Here is a 20,316-nt window from a genome sequence, read left to right on the forward strand (position 1 = left end):
CATGAGTCGTCAACCTGTCGCGTTTTCTTTCCGCGAACCGGCATCCCTCTTCGGGTTCGGCCCGAAGACATGCTTCGCTCGAAAACGCTAGAACCTTTTCGCTTCCGACGGAATCAGAAGCGAGGCTCTATAACCTTGATTTAACGCGTTTTCTTCACGCGAACCGGTACCCACTTCGCTTGGAAACGCTATGAAATTCAGGGCACCAGCTTGTAGCCGCCGGCCTCCGTGACCAGAATTTCCGGATTGGCGGCGTCTTTCTCGATCTTCTGACGCAACCGGTAGATGTGGGTTTCCAGGGTGTGGGTGGTGACGCCGGAGTTGTATCCCCAGACCTCCTGCAACAGGGTGTCGCGCGACACCGACATCTGGCCTGCCCGGTACAGGAAGCGCAAAATCGCCGTCTCTTTCTCGGTCAGCCGCACCTTCTTGCCATTGCCGGTCGTCAGCATCTTGGCGCCGGGGCGGAAACTGTAGGGTCCGACCGAGAACACCGCGTCCTCGCTGGCCTCGTGCTGGCGCAACTGCGCGCGGATGCGCGCCAGCAGGACCGCGAACCGGAACGGCTTGGCGATATAGTCGTTGGCGCCGGACTCAAGACCCAGAATGGTGTCCGAATCGGTGTCGTGACCGGTGAGCATGATGATCGGAGCCTTGAAGCCGCCCTTGCGCAGGCTGCGCACCACTTCGCGCCCGTCCGTATCCGGCAGGCCGACGTCCATCAGCACGAGGTCGGGCGAACAGGATCTGGCGGCGCTGGCGCCCTTCGCGCCGGTATCCACGGCGGACGCCTCGAATTCCTCATGCAGCGACAGTTGCTCGACCAGCGTATCGCGCAGGTCGTTATCGTCGTCCACGATCAGGATTTTGCGGGCGTTGGCCATCTATGCAATCCTCCTGGCGGCTGAAACGCCCGGCGGGCGCGCCAGCGACCTTCATCAGGTGGTTTAAGTCCCGATTCGTCCGGGCACATGAACTTGCGGCGATTCATCATCGAAACGTGAGTCTACCCCAGACTAAGGCGAATTTGGATGAATCCCTGTCCATCAAGCGTACCGGGTCGGGTTTCGGGCTGAGAGAGTGCGCGGAACTTCCTCCATTCCATGCAAAGCTCATACTCTTCAATGCCTTGTACCACAAATTCCTGCGATCGGCCGCTCGCGGCGATCCGCATCCGGGCGGCCGCCGGGCGACCGCAGCGAGGCTGGCTGATCGCCGAGGGGCGGGCGATCGCGGTGGCGCTCGGCCGCGGCGGCATTCGGGCCAACAAGCGCGAGGGCGACGGCGGCACCCCGAAAGGCATTTTCCGGCCCGTCCGGTTATGGTGGCGGCCCGACCGGCACCCGCGGCCACGGACGTTTCTGCCGGTCCGCGCCATCACGCCCATGGATGGCTGGTGCGAGGACCCCGCCGACCGGCGCTACAACCGACCGATCCGGCTGACGCCCCATGCGACCGGCGACCGGCTGTCGCGCGACGATCATCTCTATGACTTCATCATCGAGATCGATCACAACACCCGCCCCCGCGTCGCGGGGCGCGGCAGCGCCGTATTCCTGCATCTGGCGCGCGACAACTTTGGCCCGACCGCCGGATGCGTGGCGATGACGCGCCCCGCCATGCTGCGGCTGTTGCGGCGGATAGGCCCATGTACGAAAATCGTAATCGGGTAGGGGGAGACCGCGCCGTTGTATCGAGAGGGTTTGACCGAGAACGTGATCGATGGAGTCCGCGCCTCGCCGTCAAGGCGGGGATGGCCGGAATAAATCCGGCCATGACGAACGGATGAAACCGGAGTCGCGCCCCGCTCCGCCTTTCACGACAACGGCGTACAGGATTCTACCGCGTCCCAAAAATCGCCGAGCCGACCCTGATATGGGTCGCGCCGAGCGCGATCGCGATGGCGAAGTCCGCGCTCATGCCCATCGACAATTGCTTGATCCCGTTACGCCTGGCGATTTTCGCGGTGAGCGCGAAATGCGGCGCCGGCGCATCATCCATCGGCGGAATGCACATCAGGCCCGAGATCGTCAGGCCATGGGTATCGCGGCAGCGCGCGATGAAATCGTCGGCATTGGACGGCGAGACGCCGGCCTTCTGCGGCTCCTCGCCGGTGTTGATCTGCACGAACAGGGACGGCCTCCGGTTCTGCCTGTCGATTTCCTTGGCCAGGGCTTCACAAAGGCTGACGCGGTCGACCGAATGGATGGCATCGAACAGCGCGACCGCTTCCTTCGCCTTGTTGGACTGCAACGGACCAATCAGATGCAGCGCGAGGCCGGGATGCGCCGCGATCAGCTCGGGCCACTTTCGCTGCGCCTCCTGCACGCGATTCTCTCCGAAAACCCGCTGCCCCGCGGCAATCACCGGCGTGATCGCATCGGCATCGAAGGTTTTCGACACCGCCACCAGCGTCACCGTGGAACGCTCGCGCCGCGCGTCCCGGCACGCCCGGACGATTTCAGCTTCCACGGATGCAAGGCCGTTGACCGGCGCCGTCTCACCCATCGTCATGGCCGCGCCGGAATTGCGAGGCCGCGCTGCACCGCCGGGCGCGCCAGACCTCGCTGCAGCCAGCCCCCGACATGGCGGAAACGATCGAATTCGACGAGATCTCGCGCATCGTAGAACCCGATCAGGTTGCGCACCCACCCCAGCATCGCAATATCCGCGATGGTGTAGTCGTCGCCCGAAAACCACCGACTCGTCGCCAGATGAGTGTCCATCACACCGAGCAGCCGCTTCGATTCGCTCACATAGCGGTCGCGCGGCCGCTTGTCCTGGAAATCCCTGCCGGCGAACTTATGGAAGAATCCCACCTGACCGAACATCGGCCCGACGCCGCCCATCTGGAAATGCAGCCACTGCAGGGCCTGCCAGCGCCGCGCCGGATCGGCGGGCAGGAACTGTCCGGTCTTCTCGGCGAGGTATTGCAGAATCGCGCCCGACTCGAACACGCCGAGCGGCTTGCCGCCGGGGCCGTCGGGATCGAGGATCGCCGGGATCCTGCCGTTGGGATTGAGCGAGACGAATTCGCGGCTCTTCTGTTCGTCCCTGCCGAAATCGACGAAATGCGGCTCATAGGGCAGCCCGGTTTCCTCCAGCATGATCGAGACCTTCACCCCGTTGGGCGTCGGCACCGAATAGAGTTGCAAACGTTCCGGGTGGGCCGCCGGCCAGCGGCGGGTGATGAGAAAAGCTGCGAGGTCGGCCATCGGGTGACTCCGGAAGGCGGGAAACGTCCCCGCTTACACCGCAAAACCACACCGCTTGCAAACCGCGAGCAACGCCCGCCCGACCCGTTGACCCCCGCTCCGCTTTCATGGCCTAGTCGAATATCCGCAAATCACGAAAAATTCCGCGTTTCCATGACCTCAGAACGTTACAACGCCCGTGACGCCGAACCGCGCTGGCAAGCCGAGTGGGACAGGCAGGCGATCTTCGCCACCAAGAACGATGACCCGCGCGAAAAATACTACGTGCTGGAGATGTTCCCCTATCCGTCCGGGCGCATCCACATCGGCCATGTCCGCAACTACACGCTCGGCGATGTGATCGCGCGCTACATGCGCGCCAGGGGCTACAACGTGCTGCATCCGATGGGCTGGGACGCCTTCGGCCTGCCGGCCGAGAACGCCGCGATCGAGCGCAAGATCGCGCCCAAGGCGTGGACCTACGACAACATCAAGGCGATGAAGAAGCAGCTCCGGTCGATCGGGCTGTCGCTCGACTGGTCGAGGGAGATCGCGACCTGCGATCCCGCTTACTACAAGCACCAGCAGAAGATGTTCCTGGACTTCCTGCGCGCCGGTCTCGCCGAGCGCGAGAAGCGCAAGATCAACTGGGATCCAGTCGATATGACCGTGCTCGCCAACGAGCAGGTGATCGACGGGCGCGGCTGGCGCTCCGGCGCCGTGGTCGAGCAGCGCGAGATGAACCAGTGGGTCTTCAAGATCACGAAATTCTCGCAGGAGCTGCTGGACGCGCTCGGCACGCTGGACCGCTGGCCCGACAAGGTGCGGCTGATGCAGCGCAACTGGATCGGCCGCTCGGAGGGCCTGTTGATCCGCTTCGCGCTCGACGCGACGACGACCCCGAACAATGAGAGCGAACTGAAGATTTTCACCACGCGCCCCGACACGCTGTTCGGCGCGAGGTTCATGGCGATCGCGCCGGATCATCCGCTCGCGCAGGCGGCGGCGAAAGACAATCCCGCGCTCGCCGGTTTCATCGCCGAATGCAAGCAGCGCGGCACCGCGCAGGCGGAGATCGACACCGCGGAAAAGATGGGCTTCGACACCGGCATCCGCGCGATCCATCCTTTTGATGCGGCGTGGGCGCTGCCGGTCTACGTCGCCAACTTCATCCTCATGGAGTACGGCACCGGCGCCATTTTCGGCTGCCCGGCGCACGACCAGCGCGACCTCGACTTCGTCAACAAATACGGACTTGGCAACACGCCGGTGGTCTGTCCCGAGGGACAGGATCCTGCGAGCTTCGTCATCACCGACACCGCCTATGACGGCGACGGGCGGATGATCAACTCGCGCTTCCTCGACGGCATGAGCGCTGATGCGGCGAAAGAGGAAGTCGCCAAGCGCCTGGAAGGCGAGACCCGCGGCAACGAACCCGTCGCCGAGCGCAAGGTGAACTTTCGCCTGCGCGACTGGGGCATCTCGCGCCAGCGCTACTGGGGCTGCCCGATCCCGGTGATCCACTGTCCCAACTGCGACGTGGTGCCGGTGCCGGAAAAGGACCTGCCGGTGACGCTGCCGGAGGATGTCACCTTCGACAGGCCCGGCAACGCGCTCGACCATCATCCGACCTGGAAGCACGTCGATTGTCCTAAGTGCGGCGGAAAGGCCACGCGCGAAACCGACACCATGGACACTTTCGTCGATTCGTCATGGTATTTCGCGCGCTTCACCGATCCCTGGAACGACAGCGCGCCGACCACGCGCGAGGTCGCGGACCGGATGCTGCCGGTGGACCAGTATATCGGCGGCGTCGAGCACGCGATCCTGCATCTGCTCTATTCACGCTTCTTCACCCGCGCGATGAAGGCCACCGGCCACCTCGGCATGGACGAGCCGTTCAAGGGCATGTTCACGCAAGGCATGGTGGTGCACGAGACCTACCGCAAACCCGACGGCGGCTGGGCCTCGCCGGAGGAGGTGCGGATCGAGGTCGACGGCAACAACCGCCGCGCCACGCTGATCACGACCGGCGAACCGGTCGAGATCGGCGCGGTCGAGAAGATGTCGAAGTCGAAGCGCAACACCGTCGATCCCGACGACATCATCGGCAGCTACGGCGCCGACACCGCGCGCTGGTTCATGCTTTCCGATTCGCCTCCGGACCGCGACGTGATCTGGAGCGAGGAAGGCGTGCAGGGCGCGGCGCGCTTCATGCAGCGGCTGTGGCGGCTGGTCAACGAAGCGGCCGACGCCGGCAAGGCCGCGCCGCAAGACAGGCCTGCGACTTTCGGCTCGGATGCGCTGACGCTGCGTAAAGCGGCGCATGGCGCACTCGACAGGGTCTCCACCGGGATCGAGCGGCTGCATTTCAACGTTTGCCTCGCCAATATCCGCGAGTTCGCCAATGAACTGGCCGACGCCCTCGCCCGCTCCCGGAGCAACAAGTCCGCCCCGGCGCGTGATCTGGCGCCGGACTTGAGTTGGAGCCTGCGCGAGGCGGCCATTATTCTGGTGCAGATATTCAGCCCCATGATGCCGCATCTGGCCGAGGAGTGCTGGCAGCGGGCGCTGGGGCAGACCGGGCTGGTCTCGCAAGCCCGCTGGCCACAAATCGAGCCCGATTTGCTGATTGAAGACAGCATCACGCTGCCGGTGCAGGTGAACGGCAAGAAGCGGGGCGAGGTGACGGTGGCGTCCGACGCCGGAAATCCGGAAATTGAGGCTGCCGTTTTGGCGCTCGATGCGGTAAAGCAGGCCCTGGGCGGCAAGCAGGCTCGAAAGATCATTATCGTCCCGCGGAGGATCGTGAGTGTGGTGGGGTAGATCGCCGGCGCGCCGGAGCGGAGAACGGACCGGTTCGCGCATCGCGCTCCGAATCGGCGTCGTGGCCGTGCTGGCCGCGCTGACGGCCGGCTGCTTCCGGCCGATGTACGCCGAGCGGGGCGATGGCGGTCCGGCTCTTCGCGACAGACTGATGGGCGTCGAGCTTCTGCCGATCGACAAGCCCAATGCGTCGCCGGACGCGCGGATCGGGGTCGCCCTTCGCAACGCGCTCGCGTTCAAGCTTTACGGCAACGCCACCGGCGCGCCGCCGACGCACCAGCTCAAGATCCGCTTCGGCATCAGCCGGTCGTCGCTGATGCTTGATCCCCGCACCGCGCTGCCCTCCAATGAGAGCTTCGGCATCGATGCGAGCTATCAGTTGATCGAGGTCGCCACCGGCAAGATCGTCCTCAACGCGACCACTTTCGCCCGCACCTCCTATGACATCCCCGGCCAGTTCCAGCGTTTCGCCCGCGCGCGCGCCTACCGCGACGCGGAGGACCGCGCCGCCGAGCAGATCGCCGAGAACATCAACACCCGGCTGGCCTCGTTCTTCTACGCCGGCACCTGATCGCCGGCGAATGGTCGCGCTGCGCGGAAAGGACATCGACGGCTTTCTCGCCCGGCCCGATCCGGCCCGGCCGATCATCCTGCTCTACGGTCCCGACGCCGGCCTGGTGCGCGAGCGCGCCAACGCGCTGATAAGCTCGGCCGTCGAGGATCCGAACGATCCGTTTTCGTTAGTCCGGCTCGACGGCGACGATCTCGCCGCCGAGCCCTCGCGTCTGGTCGACGAGGCGATGACGGTGCCGCTGTTGGGCGGCCGCCGCGCCATCCGGATCAAGGCGGGGTCACGCAGCTTCGCGAGCGGCGTCGATACGCTGGCGAATTCCACCATCCAGGATTGCCGGATCGTGATCGAGGCCGGCGAACTGAGGCCGGAATCGCCGCTGCGCAAGGCCTGCGAGCGGGCGAAGAACGCGGTGGCGATCGCCTGCTATCCCGACACCGAACGCGATCTGGCGCGGCTGATCGACGAGGAGTTGCGCGCCTCCGACCTGAAGATCGCGCCCGACGCCCGCGCGGCGCTGATGTCGCTGCTCGGCGGCGACCGTCAGGCCTCGCGCAACGAACTGCGCAAGATCGCCCTCTATGCCCATGGACAAGGCGAGATCACGCTCCTCGATGTCATGGCCGTGGTCTCCGACGCATCCGACTTCAAGCTCGATCCCGTCATCGACGCCGCCTTCGCCGGCCGGCCGGCGGCGGTCGAAGCCGAATTCGCCAAGGCCATGGTCGCGGGCACCTATCCGGGCCTCGTCATCTCGGCCGCGCAGCGTTTTGTCGCCGCCCTGCACAAGGCCGCGCTTTTGATGGAAGAAGGCGCGTCGGCCTCATCAGCCACTGAGCGCGGATTTCCGCGCCTGCATTTTTCGCGCAAGGCGTCCGTGGAAACGGCGTTGAGCCATTTCAGCGCCCCGCGGCTGGTTCAGGTGATGGACCAGCTCGCCCGCGCCGCATTGGAAACCCGCAAGCAGGCAGCGCTGGCGTCGGCGATCACGCAGCGCGCCCTGATGTCGATCGCGGTGAATGCGCGGCGGAGAGGATAGAGTTGATACGAAGCGCCTGCTCCTCCCCATCGTCCCGCTCTTGCGGCGAGAGGTGAAACAAGCTCGGGTCACCCCTTCGGATCCAGCCTTTTCAGAATCTCGTCAAGCTGGTCGAGATCGCGATAGCGAATCTGCACGACGCCGCCGGGATCTTTGTGATCCACCGTCACGGCGAGGCCGAGCGCGTCGCTGACGCGCTTTTCCAGCGCCAGCGTATCGGAGTCCTTCCGCGCCTTGTCGGCTCGCGCCTTCTGCGGCTTGCGCTCGGCGGCGCCATCCTCGTGCGCGAGCGCCTCGGCCTGCCGCACGTTGAGGCCTTCCGCGATGATACGCTTCGCCGCCGTGGAAGGATCAGGCATGCCGATCAGCGCGCGCGCATGGCCCGCCGACAGTTCGCCGGATGCAATCAGCGCCCGCACATCGTCCGGCAGTTTCGTCAGCCGCATCATGTTGGCGACATGGCTGCGGCTCTTGCCGACGATCTTCGCGATGTCGTCTTGGGTACGGTTGAATTCATTGGCGAGCGCGTGATAGCCCTGCGCCTCTTCCATGGCGTTGAGATCCTCGCGCTGCACGTTCTCGACGATCGCGATCTCGAGCGCGACATGATCGCTGACGTCGACCGGTACGATCGGGACCTCATGCAGCCCCGCGGATTGCGCCGCGCGCCAGCGGCGCTCGCCCGCGATGATCTCAAAGCGATCCTGCATCCCCTTCACGGGCCGCACCACGATCGGCTGGATGACGCCGTGCTGCTTGATGGAGTCCGACAGCTCGGCAAGCTCGACATCGGAAAACGTGCGCCGTGGATTGCGCGGATTGGGACTCAGGAATTCGATCGGCACCTTCCGCTGCACGCGCGGACGCTCGGCGTGGGCGGCCTCGCCGCCGACGTCGCCGATCAGGCTTGCAAGGCCGCGCCCCAGTCGCGAACGCGCTTCATCGGCCATCGCCGGCTTCCTCGGATTCAACTCACGCTCCTGACTTTGCCCTGAAGTCCGATCACTCGCGCACGACGCCGATCGTGCGGGATGGGAAAACCTAGAGCCTTTTCGCTTCTGATGGAATCAGAAGCGAGGCTCTAGATCATTGTTTTGACGCATTTTCTTCACGCGAACCGGTATCCGCTTCGCTCGAAAACGCTATAGAGCGGCGGCCGGTCAAATGGAATCAGCGCCGCCGCTCCAGTTAATTGATTGAGCATCGGATTTATCCCGAAACCGGTTCCCACTTTCGGGTCCGATGCTCTAATGCGCCATGCGCAATTCACGCTCGCGCTGGATCACCTCGGTCGCGAGTTTCAGATAGGCTTCGCTGCCGCTGCATTTGAGATCATAGACCAGCACCGGCTTGCCGTAGGACGGCGCTTCCGAAATACGCACGTTACGCGGGATCATGGTGTCGTAAACCTTCGAGCCCATGAACTGGCGCACGTCGGCGACCACCTGGTTCGACAGGTTGTTGCGCGAGTCGAACATGGTGAGCACGATGCCGTGGATCGACAGGTTGGGATTGAGCGTGGAGCGCACCTGCTCGACGGTCTGCAATAGCTGCGACAGGCCTTCGAGAGCGAAGAACTCGCATTGCAGCGGCACGAGGATCGCATCCGACGCCGCCATCGCGTTGACGGTGAGAAGATTGAGCGACGGCGGACAGTCGATCAGCACATAGGTGTAGTCGGCGGCATAGGCCGCGTTGCCGTTGAGCGCGGTGATCGCATCACGCAACCGGAAGGCGCGGTCCTTCGCGGCGCCAAGCTCAAGCTCCAGACCGGAGAGGTCCATGGTCGAGGCGGCGATGTGCAGGCGCGGCACCGCGGTCGGCACCACGGCGTCGCGCAGCGGCGCTTCGCCGATCAGCACGTCATAGGTGGACACGTTGCGGTCGCGCCGGTCGATGCCGAGCCCCGTGGAGGCGTTGCCCTGCGGATCGAGGTCGACGATCAGGACACGCTCGCCGATCGCGGCCAACGCCGTGCCGAGATTGATCGCGGTGGTGGTCTTGCCGACACCGCCCTTCTGATTGGCGAGCGAAATGATGCGGGGATGGCGGGCGCGCCACCGGCCTTGGTCGTCACGCGGGTCGATATCGTCAATTACCGTCATGAACCACGCCATGCCTGCCTTGCGCCACGACGATCGCGCCGCTCGATATGATCGAACTCGGCGATCCGGCCTTGTCCGCCGGTGCAGCTTGAATGAATCCGAGGTTCGATGTTCCAATATCTGGTGGCTTCCGTCAACTCAGCTTCTACATCTTGTCCTTTGAGAAACAAGGCCTTAGCACCCTTGTTCACCAGCGGCTCTACGAAACCAAGTAGCACTTGTAGAGGCGCCAGCGCGCGCGCGGTCACGCAATCGATCCGATCCTCCGATCTGTCCACATAATCCCCGATATCCATCAGGTGAACGGAGGCTGGCGACGCGGTGATCCGCACGGCCTCACGGAGAAAGGCCGCTTTCTTGGCATTGCGCTCGACCAGATCGACCCGCGCGCCTTCAATATCCGCCAGCGCGCAGGCCAGCACCACGCCGGGAAAGCCGCCGCCGCTGCCGAGATCGGCCCAGCATTTGGCCTGCGGAGCCAGCGCCAAAAGCTGAAGCGAATCGGCGATGTGGCGGGTCCAGAGCTGGGGCAACGTCGAGGACGCCACGAGATTGGTTTTTGTCTGCCATTGCACCAGCAGATCCACATAGGCATCCAGCCGCGCCTCGGTCTCGGACGAAACGGGGGTCAGCGCCAGCGCGGCCGCCTTGTCTGTGGCCGAACATGGCGAGTACTTTTGCAGGGGCGCGGACATTCCATCCAGCATAGACGCGTCTCGGATTCCTGGCCAGACGTTTAGGCGACGGGGATATGGATCAGTCGGCCATTGGCCGACAGCCCTCTGCCGCGTTGCGGCTACCTCCCTTTGCGGATGTTTCACGTGAAACATCCGATCCGATCGAGGACGATCATCACGCCGAGGCGGCTGTTCGCTGTCGTGCTTCCCGGCGCAGATAGGCCGCCAGAATCCCCAAAGCGGCGGGGGTGATTCCATCGAGGCGGCCCGCCTGCCCCACGGTAAGCGGCTGAGCCTTTTCCAGCCGGTTTCTCGCTTCGTTGGAGAGACCCGGCACCGCGCTGTAGTCGATCTCGGTGAGAACCAACCCCTCGTCACGGCGGAATGCTTCGACATCGGCGGCCTGTCGCTTCAGATAGACATCATACTTGGCGTCGATCTCCAGATGCTCGGCAATCGCGGGATCAATGGCCGAGAGTTCGGGCCAGATCGCGGCCACCTCGCGCCAGCCGATCTCCGGATAGGACAACAGTTCGAACGCGGACCGGCGATGGCCGTCGCGATTGAGCGAGAGTCCGTGTCGGGCGGCCTCGTTCGGCGTCACCGACAGCGACATCGCCCCTTGCTTTGCCGCCTGCAAGGCCGCCATCTTGGCCCGATGATACGCCGCGCGTCCCGCCCCGACGCATCCGAGGGCAATTCCCCTGTCCGTCAGCCGCTGGTCGGCGTTGTCGGCCCGGAGCGTCAGACGATATTCGGCGCGAGAGGTGAACATCCGATAGGGCTCGGTGATCCCTCGGGTCACGAGATCATCGATCATCACCCCGAGATAACCGTCGGCGCGATCGAACACCACCGGATCGCCGCCGCCCGCTGCCAACGCCGCGTTCAGACCCGCGACAAGGCCCTGCGCCGCCGCTTCCTCATAACCGGTGGTGCCGTTGATCTGGCCGGCCAGGAACAGCCCTCGCATTCGCCGGGTCTGCAAAGTCGGCTCAAGTTCGCGAGGATCGACATGGTCGTATTCGATGGCATAACCCGGCCGGGTCATTTTCACGTTCTCAAGGCCGGGGATCGTCGCAAGAATGGCGAGCTGGACCTCCTCCGGCAGCGAGGTGGAAATCCCGTTGGGATAAACCGTCGCATCGTCGAGACCTTCCGGCTCCAGAAAGACCTGGTGCCCGTCGCGATCACCGAAGCGGACCACCTTATCCTCGATCGACGGGCAATAGCGCGGACCTGAACTGGTGATCTGGCCGGAATAGATCGGCGAACGATGCACATTGGTCCGGATCAGATCATGCGTCGCCGGTGTGGTGCGGGTGATGCCGCATTGAATCTGAGGCGTGGTGATCCGCGCGGTCAGCACCGAAAACGGCTCCGGCGGGTCGTCTCCGGGTTGCATCTCCACCGCGGCCCAGTCGATCGTCGTGCCGTCAAGCCGCGGCGGGGTTCCGGTCTTCAGCCGGCCAAGCGCGAAACCGATCCGCTCGAACGAGGCGGAAAGGCCGAGCGCCGGCGCCTCGTCGACTCGTCCCGCCGGCCAGCTTTTCTCGCCGAGATGGATCAGACCGCGCAGAAAGGTTCCGGTGGTGACGACCACCGCCGCGGACTTGATCCGCCGGCCGTCGGTCAGGCGAACGCCGGCGATCCTCCCGCCGGAGACAATCAAGTCGTCCGCCTCGCCGTCGATCACTTCGAGGTTCGCGGTTTCACGAATCGCAGCCTGCATCGCGGCGGCATAGAGCTTGCGATCCTCCTGGGCGCGCGGACCCCGCACCGCCGGTCCCTTGCGACGATTGAGCATCCGGAACTGGATGCCGCCGGCATCGGCGATGCGCGCCATCAAACCGTCGAGGGCATCGACCTCCCGCACCAGATGGCCCTTTCCGAGACCGCCGATCGCGGGGTTGCACGACATCGCGCCGATGGTGGCAAAGCGATGGGTGACCAGCGCGGTTCGCGCGCCGGTTCGCGCGGAAGCGGCCGCGGCCTCGCAGCCGGCGTGACCACCCCCGATAACGATGACGTCAAATGATGCTGTCATCAGCCTCTCGCACGTTTTCCCGAGCGACTTTTATCGCACGCGCGAAAGATGCGAAAGTTTGGATTTGAGGGAGACCGAGTCAGTGTTTCACGTGAACATCGCGTCACCGCTCTTTGAGCAAACGCGATGGTTAATGCATCATTAAAATGAACTGAATTCATTATTTACCGATGCAGAACTCCTTAAAAAGTGAATCGAGAATATCATCTATATCGACACGGCCGAGCAGCCGTCCCATGAGATGAATCGCTATTCGTAATTCCTCGGCCACAAGCTCGTCGCCCCGGCCCGCCAGCGTTTCCGCCTTTGCCAGCGATGCGACGGCATCCCGCAATATGTTGCGGTGCCGCAAGCGCGTGATCACACCCGCCTCGCTCGATCCAAGCAGCTTTTCCGCGAAGGCCGTCAGCGCCGACACCAGATCATCAACGCCGTCGCCCCGCGACGCCGAAATACGGAACCGCCACGGCGGCGCGCTCTGTCCGGCTTTCGTCTCGAACCGCCCCGGCTTCGCCCCATCATTCTCCGGGCCCGCAAGATCGATCTTGTTGCGTATCAGCCAGAGCGACGTCTCCCCAGAACGAATCGTTTGGTCCGGCTCACCGCCATGATCATCCGAAAGCCACAACACCAGATCCGCCTTCGCGACGCGATCGCGGGCCCGCCGCACGCCCTCCTGCTCAACGGGATCGTCAGTCTCGCGAATGCCCGCCGTATCGATGAGCGTCACCGGATAACCGTCGAGATCGAGATACACCTCTATGATGTCACGCGTCGTTCCCGCGTGCGGCGAAACGATTGCCGCTTCGCGACGGGCCAGACGATTGAGCAGCGTCGACTTGCCCGCGTTCGGCGGGCCGGCGATCGCGACCGTCAGGCCGTCGCGCAGGCGCTCGCCCCGCGCTGAAGCCGCAAGGGTTTGCTCGATCTCGCGACGAAGCTGCGCGATCTTTTCCAGCGCCGGTCTCGCGAGATCCTCCGGCACATCCTCTTCATCGGCGAAATCGATTCCGGCTTCGATCAAAGCCGAGGCATCGATCAGCTCCTTGCGCCAACCGCGCGCGCGATCGCCGAGCAGACCCTGCAACTGGCGCAAGGCCTGACGGCGCTGGCGGTCGGTGTCCGCATGAATCAGGTCATCGAGGCCCTCGGCTTCGGTGAGATCGATCTTGCCGTTCTCGAAAGCGCGCCGTGTAAACTCTCCCGGCTCCGCCGCGCGCGCATCGTCGATCGACGACAGCGCCGCGATCAAGGCATTCACCACCGCGCGGCTACCGTGAACGTGAAACTCCGCGATATCCTCGCCGGTTGCGCTCGCAGGCGCGGGAAACCACAGGATGACAGCGTCATCGATCGCTTCACCAACGCTGTCGCGCAGCAAGACACGCTTCGCCGTGCGCGCAGCCGGAATGGCGCCTGCGAGTTTACGAAGCGCGGTCCCGGCCTGCGAACCCGACGCGCGCACGACAGCAATCGCCGACGGCGGCCGGCCCGATGACAGCGCGAAGATGGTTTGCTCTCGTGGATGCATGACTTATGTCTTTAAACCTGGAGCGTTTTCAAGCGAAGCATGTCCTCGGGCTTGACCCGAGGATGGACACCGCTTCGCGTGAGGAAAACGCGTCAAATCAAAATCATGGAGCCCACTTCTGATTCTATCAGAAGCGGAAAGGCTCTATGGCTTGAATTGCATCGATGGCCGGACTTCAAAGTTATCGCGACATACACGCCGTGCCCTTCCTGTTTCGTGGATTATCCGAAGGACCTCCCGACATGAACCAAGCCGCTGGAAGCTCAGGCCGTCTTGCTAACCGTCTGTCCGCGGAAACCAGTCCCTATCTGCTGCAACACCAGCACAATCCCGTCGACTGGTGGCCGTGGGGACCGGAAGCGCTCGCCGAAGCGCAGCGCAGCAACCGTCCGATCCTGCTGTCGATCGGTTACGCCGCCTGTCACTGGTGCCATGTCATGGCGCACGAAAGCTTCGAGGACGACGACGTCGCCGCGGTGATGAACGAACTGTTCGTCTGCATCAAGGTCGATCGCGAGGAGCGGCCGGATATCGATCAGATCTATATGAGCGCGCTGCATCATCTCGGCGAACAGGGCGGCTGGCCGCTGACGATGTTTCTGTCGCCCGACGGATCGCCGTTCTGGGGCGGCACGTACTTTCCAAAGCTGCCGGACTTCGGCCGTCCGGCCTTCACCGATGTTCTGCAATCGGTGGCGCGGGTTTTTCGCGATCAGCCCGACCAAATCGCACGCCATCGCGACACGTTGATCGCTCGGCTCTCCGAGCGTGCGACGACCAAAAGCCCGGCTAACCTCGGCGTCGCCGAACTCAATAACGCGGCCGTCGCCATCATGCGTTCAACCGATCCGGTGAACGGCGGCCTCCGTGGCGCACCGAAGTTTCCCCAATGCTCCGTGCTGGAACTTCTCTGGCGCGCCGGCGCTCGCACCCGTGACGACCGCTTCTTTGCGGCTACCACGCTGACCCTGACACGGATGAGTCAGGGCGGCATCTACGACCACATTGGCGGTGGCTATGCGCGCTATTCGGTCGATGACAGGTGGCTGGTGCCGCACTTCGAAAAGATGCTTTACGACAATGCGCAGATCCTTGATCTGCTCGCGCTCGATTATGCGCGCAGCAAGAATCCGCTTTACCGTGAGCGGGCGATCGAAACGGTCGATTGGCTGCGCCGGGAAATGCTGACAGCGGAAGGTGGCTTTGCTTCGTCGCTCGACGCGGACTCCGAAGGCGAGGAGGGCAGGTTCTATGTCTGGTCGCTGAGCGAGATCGACGATGTGTTGGGCGCCGCCGACGCCGCTGATTTCGCCGCGCGATACGACATCACGGCAAACGGCAACTTCGAGCGACGCAACATTCCCAATCGCCTCAAGAGCATCGACGTCGCCAACGACGATAGCGCTCACATGCGCGCGCTGCGCAAGAAGCTGCTGGTGCGTCGTGAAAGCCGGGTTCGTCCCGGACTCGATGACAAGATACTCGCCGACTGGAATGGTTTGATGATCGCCGCTCTCGTTCACGGGGCCTGCGTCTTCGACAAGCCGGACTGGTTGCGGATCGCCCGCGCCGCCTACGACTTCATTCGGACCATGATGACCCGTGACGGGCGGCTGGGGCATTCCTGGCGCGAGGGCAGGCTTTTGATTCCGGCGCTCGCTTCCGACTACGCCACGATGGCGCGCGCCGCGCTTGCATTGTTCGAGGCCACAGGCGACGGCACATTCCTCGAGCAGGCGCTACGCTGGCAATCCACGCTGGACACTCACTACGCCGACGCCGCGCATGGCGGCTATTATCTGACGGCCGACGACGCCGAGGGGTTGATCGTGCGGCCGCATTCGAGCGAAGACGACGCCATCCCCAACCACGACGGAGTGATTGCACAAAACCTGGTGCGTCTCGCCGCGCTGACCGGTGATGCGAAATGGCGCGACCGGATCGACAGCCACTTCGCCGCCTTGCTGCCGCGCGCGACCGAGAAGGGCTTTGGTCAGCTCTCGCTGATGAATGCGCTCGATCTCCGTCTCACTGGCGCGGAGATCGTCGTGGCCGGCGAGGATGCACAAGCCGCCGCGCTGCTCGGCGCCGCGCGAAAACTGCCGTACGCGACAAGCATCGTGCTTCATGCTCCACATGCCGATGCGCTACCGGCCGATCATCCGGCGCGCGCAAAGCTTTCGGCCGTGGCGCAGAGCGCCGCCTTCATCTGCCGCGGTCAGTCCTGCTCGCTGCCGGTCACGCAACCCGATGCGCTCAACGAGCTCATGTAAGGATCGAAACGGCTGGAAATCTGAACACTGTCGCTCGCGCGAGCGCTGCTCGCCCCGATCGATGGCGATCAGGTATTCATCGACTCGAAGAACTCGGAATTGTTCTTGGTGTTGCGCAGCTTGTCCAGCAGGAACTCGATCGCATCCATGGTGCCCATGGGATTGAGGATGCGCCGCAGCACATACATCTTCTTGAGCAGTTGCGGATCGGTGATGAGTTCTTCCTTGCGCGTTCCGGAGCGGGCGATGTCGATCGCCGGGAAGGTGCGCTTGTCGGCGACCTTGCGGTCGAGGATCAACTCAGAATTGCCGGTGCCCTTGAACTCTTCGAAGATCACCTCGTCCATCCGGCTTCCGGTATCGACCAGCGCGGTGGCGATGATGGTCAGTGACCCGCCTTCCTCGATATTACGGGCGGCGCCGAAGAATCGCTTCGGCCGCTGCAGGGCGTTGGCGTCGACGCCGCCGGTCAGCACCTTGCCGGAGGAGGGCACCACGGTGTTGTAGGCGCGGCCAAGGCGCGTGATCGAATCAAGCAGGATGACAACATCGCGTCCGTGTTCGACCAGGCGTTTGGCTTTCTCGATCACCATCTCGGCGACCTGAACGTGACGCACCGCGGGCTCGTCGAAAGTCGAGGATACGACTTCACCCTTCACCGAGCGCTGCATGTCGGTGACTTCCTCCGGGCGCTCGTCGATCAGAAGAACGATCAGATAGCACTCCGGATGATTAGCGGTGATGGAGTGCGCGATGTTCTGCATCAGCACGGTCTTGCCGGTGCGCGGCGGCGCCACGATCAAGGCGCGCTGGCCCTTGCCGATCGGAGCGACGATATCGATGACCCGCGCCGACAAATCCTTGCGGGTAGGATCTTCAAGTTCGAGGCGAAACCGCTGATCGGGAAACAGGGGCGTCAGGTTGTCGAAGTTGACCTTGTGCTTCGACTTCTCGGGGTCTTCGAAATTGAGCGTATTGACTTTCAGCAGTGCAAAATAGCGCTCGCCTTCCTTGGGGCTGCGGATGTGCCCCTCAATGGTGTCGCCGGTTCTCAGGCCGAAGCGGCGAATCTGCGAAGGTGAAACGTAAATATCGTCCGGACCCGGCAGATAGTTGGCATCGGGCGAGCGCAGAAAGCCGAAGCCATCCGAGAGGACCTCGACGACACCCTCGCCGATGATGTCGGTTTCCTGAATGGCAAGCTGCTTCAGAATGGCGAACATCAGCTCCTGCTTGCGCATGGTGCTGGCGTTCTCGACCCCAAGCTCCTCCGCAAACGAGACGAGTTCGGCTGGAGTCTTGGCCTTGAGGTCTTGAAGTTTCATTTCCCGCATTGGGAGAGTCCTGTGGAATGCTAGAGAAGAATGGCCAGGTGGGTTCGGGAAGATGCGGACGACGACCGAAAGGAAAGACCGCGGTCCTGCCCGTACCGGAAAAAACATCAAGCGAGGAAGATCACCGAAAGGCTTCAAACCTGACGTGGCGGCCGGCTCGATTCAGAAACCGGAACGCGGCCACATCCGCCTGCATAGGGTGGGAATACGTGCAATATAGAAAATCGAACGCCTCCGCGCAAGGAGGTGCTGGCAGACCGTTTTGATGAAGTTTTCCGGCCCTAGACCAGGATGAGGAGAAGTGTGGTGCGGTTTTCCGCCTACATCCCGCGTCTCAAAATACTGGAATTGATCACGTTCATGGTTGGATCGATTCGATCCAAAGCCATCGCTATCTAGGATGGCTTGACGATCACGAGAATGACGATGCCTACCATGAGGGCCGTCACGACCTCATTGATAATACGATAGAATTTCTGACTCATCACGTTGCGGTCGGCAGCGAAATCGCGGACGCGGCGTGCGAAATAGCCGTGAACGGCGGACATCAGAATGACGAGCCCCAGCTTGCCCTGGAACCAGCCGACCGCATACCACTGCCGCTCCCACATCATGTAAAGGCCGAGTCCCCAGGCTATCATCATCGCGGGATTGATGATTGCCTTGAACAGCCTCCGCTCCATCACCTTGAAGGTCTCGGACTGTTTCGAGCCGATCTCCGCATCGCAGTGATAGACAAACAGCCGCGGCAGATAGAGCATTCCCGCCATCCAGGAAATGATCGCAATCACATGAAAGGCTTTGATCCACTCGTACATCGATCGTCTCGTTCAGGGGAATTCGGCCTTGCGACCTGCTGGAGCGCCCGATACCTGCCAGAAACGGAACGATATCCGCAAGCGACTCTTTCTAAAGAAACTCTTAAAATTCTTCAGTTTGAGTCTATGTGACGGTGAATTGAGGGAACGCAATGTCGTCCCGGTGTTCTTCGCACCTTGCCCACATCGGCACGGCAATCCAAGGCATTCGCGATCAATCGAAAGATCGTCGCAGAACCATGGGCTTACCCCGCAATCGCGCGTGATTATCAAGAGACAAATCCACACGATCCCGCTATCCTTGGAGACAGCTCAGAGTTTTCCCTTCGGGAGACCTTGTGAAGAAGAATCGAGGTTATCCCGCGTCTGTCACATGACAGGTGGAATTGCGTCCAGGTCTCCACAACGATACACAGGGTATGCAAGGCCATGGCGCCTGGGACCGGTCGCGATTTTCATCTTCACCTTGTGTCTGATTCGACCGGCGAGACGCTGATCACCGTGTCACGCGCGGTGACCGCCCAGTATGCCGGTGTCACGCCTATTGAGCACGTCTACCCTTTGGTCCGCAGCGAGAAGCAACTCGACCGCGTTCTTGCGGAAATCGAGGAAGCGCCGGGAATCGTCCTGTTCACGCTGCTTGAAAAGGATGTCGCGGTCCGGCTAGAGGCCAGGTGCCAGGAGATCAACTGCCCGAGCCTTTCGATTATCGGGCCGGTCATGCAATTGTTTCAGGCTTATCTTGGCGCCGACACCACCGGCCGCGTTGGCGCCCAGCACACGCTGAACGCGGATTATTTCAAGCGTATCGACGCCTTGAACTACACGATGATGCATGACGATGGGCAGCACGTCGAAAGCCTGGAAGAGGCCGATGTGGTTCTGGTCGGGGTATCCCGCACGTCGAAAACGCCGACGTCGGTTTACCTCGCCAACCGCGGCACCCGCACCGCGAACGTTCCGCTGGTGCCGGGGATCGCTATTCCGCGCCAACTGGAAACGTTGAAAAATCCCTTGGTCGTCAGTCTTCATGCAGCGCCTGAGCGCCTGATTCAGGTCCGGCAGAACCGGTTGCTGAGCATCGGCGCGGGGCCTGGCAATGAAGCCTATATCGATCGGCAGTCTGTCACGGAGGAAGTGATTCACGCTCGCCGCCTGAGTGTGAAACACGACTGGGCTCAACTGGATGTCACGCGCCGGTCGATCGAGGAGACAGCCGCGGCGATCATGAAGCTGTTCGCCGACAGGCGCCGGCAGCGACGTCCGGATTAGCCGGCAATGGCGATATGGCGTGGATCAGAACCGCTGATACTGGCGTCACAAAGCCGGGTACGGCAATTATTGCTCGCCAATGCGGGCCTGCCATTCGAGACGATGCCGGCTGCGATCGATGAGCGGGCGGTCCAGCGAAGTTCCGGCCTCACGACCGCCGGTGAGATCGCGGTCAGGCTGGCCTGTGAAAAAGCGCGTGAGGTTTCATCGCGATCGCCCGGACGTTACGTGATCGGCGCGGATCAGACGCTCGAATGCGATGGCCGTCTGTTGAACAAGCCCGCCGGCCGCGCGGATGCGGGCGCACATCTGCGAGCGCTGTCAGGCCGGACCCATGCGTTGCATGCCGGCGTCGCGGTCGTGCGTGACGGTCGTTTGATGTTTGAGAATGTCTCGGTCGCGCGCATGACAATGCGGGAACTGAGCGAGGACACGATCGAGTCGTATCTGGACGCGGCTGGCGATGCGGCCTCAGCCAGTGTCGGCGCTTATCAGCTCGAAGGGCTCGGCATCCATCTGTTCAGCCGGATCGAGGGAGACCATTTCACGATCCTGGGCTTGCCGCTGTTGCCGTTGCTTGCTTATCTGCGTTCTCAGTGGCTGCTATCGTTGTGACAGCGGACGTTCGA

The 20,316-nt window shown here is 62.9% G+C and carries 17 protein-coding genes; 7 read left to right on the plus strand and 10 right to left on the minus strand.

Translation table 11 applies throughout. From position 1 onward, the window contains the following. Nucleotides 1-197: 197 nt before the first annotated feature. On the minus strand, nucleotides 198-884 hold the full coding sequence (locus NWI_RS00470) for a response regulator transcription factor (RefSeq protein WP_011313424.1): 687 nt from the start codon (nucleotides 882-884) through the stop codon (nucleotides 198-200). Nucleotides 885-1,124: 240 nt separating this feature from the next. Between NWI_RS00470 and NWI_RS00475 the strand changes: the two genes are divergently transcribed. Further along, the gene (locus tag NWI_RS00475) at nucleotides 1,125-1,673 is read left to right on the plus strand and encodes a L,D-transpeptidase family protein (protein ID WP_148203738.1); all 549 of its coding nucleotides are present in this window, start codon (nucleotides 1,125-1,127) and stop codon (nucleotides 1,671-1,673) included. Nucleotides 1,674-1,839: 166 nt separating this feature from the next. Here NWI_RS00475 and NWI_RS00480 read toward each other — a convergent pair whose 3' ends face one another. Together NWI_RS00480 and NWI_RS00485 are read right to left on the minus strand one after the other, a co-directional pair. Next, the gene (locus NWI_RS00480; RefSeq protein WP_011313426.1) at nucleotides 1,840-2,514 is read right to left on the minus strand and encodes a YggS family pyridoxal phosphate-dependent enzyme; all 675 of its coding nucleotides are present in this window, start codon (nucleotides 2,512-2,514) and stop codon (nucleotides 1,840-1,842) included. Continuing rightward, on the minus strand, nucleotides 2,511-3,215 hold the full coding sequence (locus NWI_RS00485; protein WP_011313427.1) for a glutathione S-transferase N-terminal domain-containing protein: 705 nt from the start codon (nucleotides 3,213-3,215) through the stop codon (nucleotides 2,511-2,513). The genes NWI_RS00480 and NWI_RS00485 overlap by 4 nt, the downstream gene beginning before the upstream one ends. A gap of 153 nt (nucleotides 3,216-3,368) precedes the next feature. Between NWI_RS00485 and leuS the strand changes: the two genes are divergently transcribed. The 3 genes from leuS to holA are packed head-to-tail and all read left to right on the plus strand — an operon-like array spanning nucleotide 3,369 to nucleotide 7,630. Beyond that, nucleotides 3,369-6,020 carry a leucine--tRNA ligase gene (leuS, locus tag NWI_RS00490; protein WP_011313428.1) on the plus strand — a complete coding sequence of 884 codons (2,652 nt, stop codon included), beginning with the start codon at nucleotides 3,369-3,371 and terminating at the stop codon, nucleotides 6,018-6,020. Further along, nucleotides 6,007-6,591 (plus strand): LPS assembly lipoprotein LptE, encoded by a 585-nt coding sequence (gene lptE / locus NWI_RS00495; RefSeq protein WP_011313429.1) that lies wholly within the window; start codon nucleotides 6,007-6,009, stop codon nucleotides 6,589-6,591. Before leuS ends, lptE begins: the two co-directional genes overlap by 14 nt. 10 nt (nucleotides 6,592-6,601) lie before the next feature. Further along, nucleotides 6,602-7,630 carry a DNA polymerase III subunit delta gene (holA, locus tag NWI_RS00500; protein ID WP_011313430.1) on the plus strand — a complete coding sequence of 343 codons (1,029 nt, stop codon included), beginning with the start codon at nucleotides 6,602-6,604 and terminating at the stop codon, nucleotides 7,628-7,630. A 68-nt stretch (nucleotides 7,631-7,698) separates the two neighbouring features. On the opposite strand, the gene NWI_RS00505 is transcribed toward holA, so the two are convergent. From NWI_RS00505 to mnmE, 5 genes are all read right to left on the minus strand, one after another. Continuing rightward, nucleotides 7,699-8,580 (minus strand): ParB/RepB/Spo0J family partition protein, encoded by an 882-nt coding sequence (locus NWI_RS00505; RefSeq protein ID WP_011313431.1) that lies wholly within the window; start codon nucleotides 8,578-8,580, stop codon nucleotides 7,699-7,701. A gap of 297 nt (nucleotides 8,581-8,877) precedes the next feature. Continuing rightward, nucleotides 8,878-9,735 carry a ParA family protein gene (locus NWI_RS00510; RefSeq protein WP_041345263.1) on the minus strand — a complete coding sequence of 286 codons (858 nt, stop codon included), beginning with the start codon at nucleotides 9,733-9,735 and terminating at the stop codon, nucleotides 8,878-8,880. Further along, nucleotides 9,732-10,430 carry a 16S rRNA (guanine(527)-N(7))-methyltransferase RsmG gene (gene rsmG, locus NWI_RS00515; protein WP_148203739.1) on the minus strand — a complete coding sequence of 233 codons (699 nt, stop codon included), beginning with the start codon at nucleotides 10,428-10,430 and terminating at the stop codon, nucleotides 9,732-9,734. Before rsmG ends, NWI_RS00510 begins: the two co-directional genes overlap by 4 nt. A gap of 157 nt (nucleotides 10,431-10,587) precedes the next feature. Continuing rightward, entirely contained in the window at nucleotides 10,588-12,459 is a 1,872-nt protein-coding gene (gene mnmG, locus NWI_RS00520) for a tRNA uridine-5-carboxymethylaminomethyl(34) synthesis enzyme MnmG (RefSeq protein WP_011313434.1), read from the minus strand. A gap of 160 nt (nucleotides 12,460-12,619) precedes the next feature. Continuing rightward, the gene (gene mnmE / locus NWI_RS00525; protein WP_011313435.1) at nucleotides 12,620-13,990 is read right to left on the minus strand and encodes a tRNA uridine-5-carboxymethylaminomethyl(34) synthesis GTPase MnmE; all 1,371 of its coding nucleotides are present in this window, start codon (nucleotides 13,988-13,990) and stop codon (nucleotides 12,620-12,622) included. 242 nt (nucleotides 13,991-14,232) lie between these two features. Here mnmE and NWI_RS00530 point away from each other — a divergent pair, with 242 nt between their 5' ends. Beyond that, the gene (locus NWI_RS00530) at nucleotides 14,233-16,263 is read left to right on the plus strand and encodes a thioredoxin domain-containing protein (RefSeq protein WP_011313436.1); all 2,031 of its coding nucleotides are present in this window, start codon (nucleotides 14,233-14,235) and stop codon (nucleotides 16,261-16,263) included. A 68-nt stretch (nucleotides 16,264-16,331) separates the two neighbouring features. On the opposite strand, the gene rho is transcribed toward NWI_RS00530, so the two are convergent. Then, nucleotides 16,332-17,597 (minus strand): transcription termination factor Rho, encoded by a 1,266-nt coding sequence (gene rho, locus NWI_RS00535; RefSeq protein ID WP_011313437.1) that lies wholly within the window; start codon nucleotides 17,595-17,597, stop codon nucleotides 16,332-16,334. Between the two features lie 395 nt (nucleotides 17,598-17,992). Continuing rightward, a complete protein-coding gene (gene hemJ / locus NWI_RS00540; RefSeq protein ID WP_011313438.1) occupies nucleotides 17,993-18,415 on the minus strand; it encodes a protoporphyrinogen oxidase HemJ in 423 nt (140 codons plus the stop codon). Between the two features lie 429 nt (nucleotides 18,416-18,844). Here hemJ and NWI_RS00545 point away from each other — a divergent pair, with 429 nt between their 5' ends. Continuing rightward, nucleotides 18,845-19,687, plus strand: coding sequence for a pyruvate, water dikinase regulatory protein (locus NWI_RS00545; RefSeq protein WP_011313439.1), 843 nt, complete (start codon nucleotides 18,845-18,847; stop codon nucleotides 19,685-19,687). Nucleotides 19,688-19,693: 6 nt separating this feature from the next. Next, nucleotides 19,694-20,302, plus strand: a complete 609-nt coding sequence (locus NWI_RS00550) for a Maf family protein (protein WP_011313440.1) — start codon at nucleotides 19,694-19,696, stop codon at nucleotides 20,300-20,302. Nucleotides 20,303-20,316: the final 14 nt, after the last annotated feature.

It is taken from the genome of Nitrobacter winogradskyi Nb-255, from assembly GCF_000012725.1.
In the GTDB taxonomy this organism is placed as follows: domain Bacteria; phylum Pseudomonadota; class Alphaproteobacteria; order Rhizobiales; family Xanthobacteraceae; genus Nitrobacter; species Nitrobacter winogradskyi.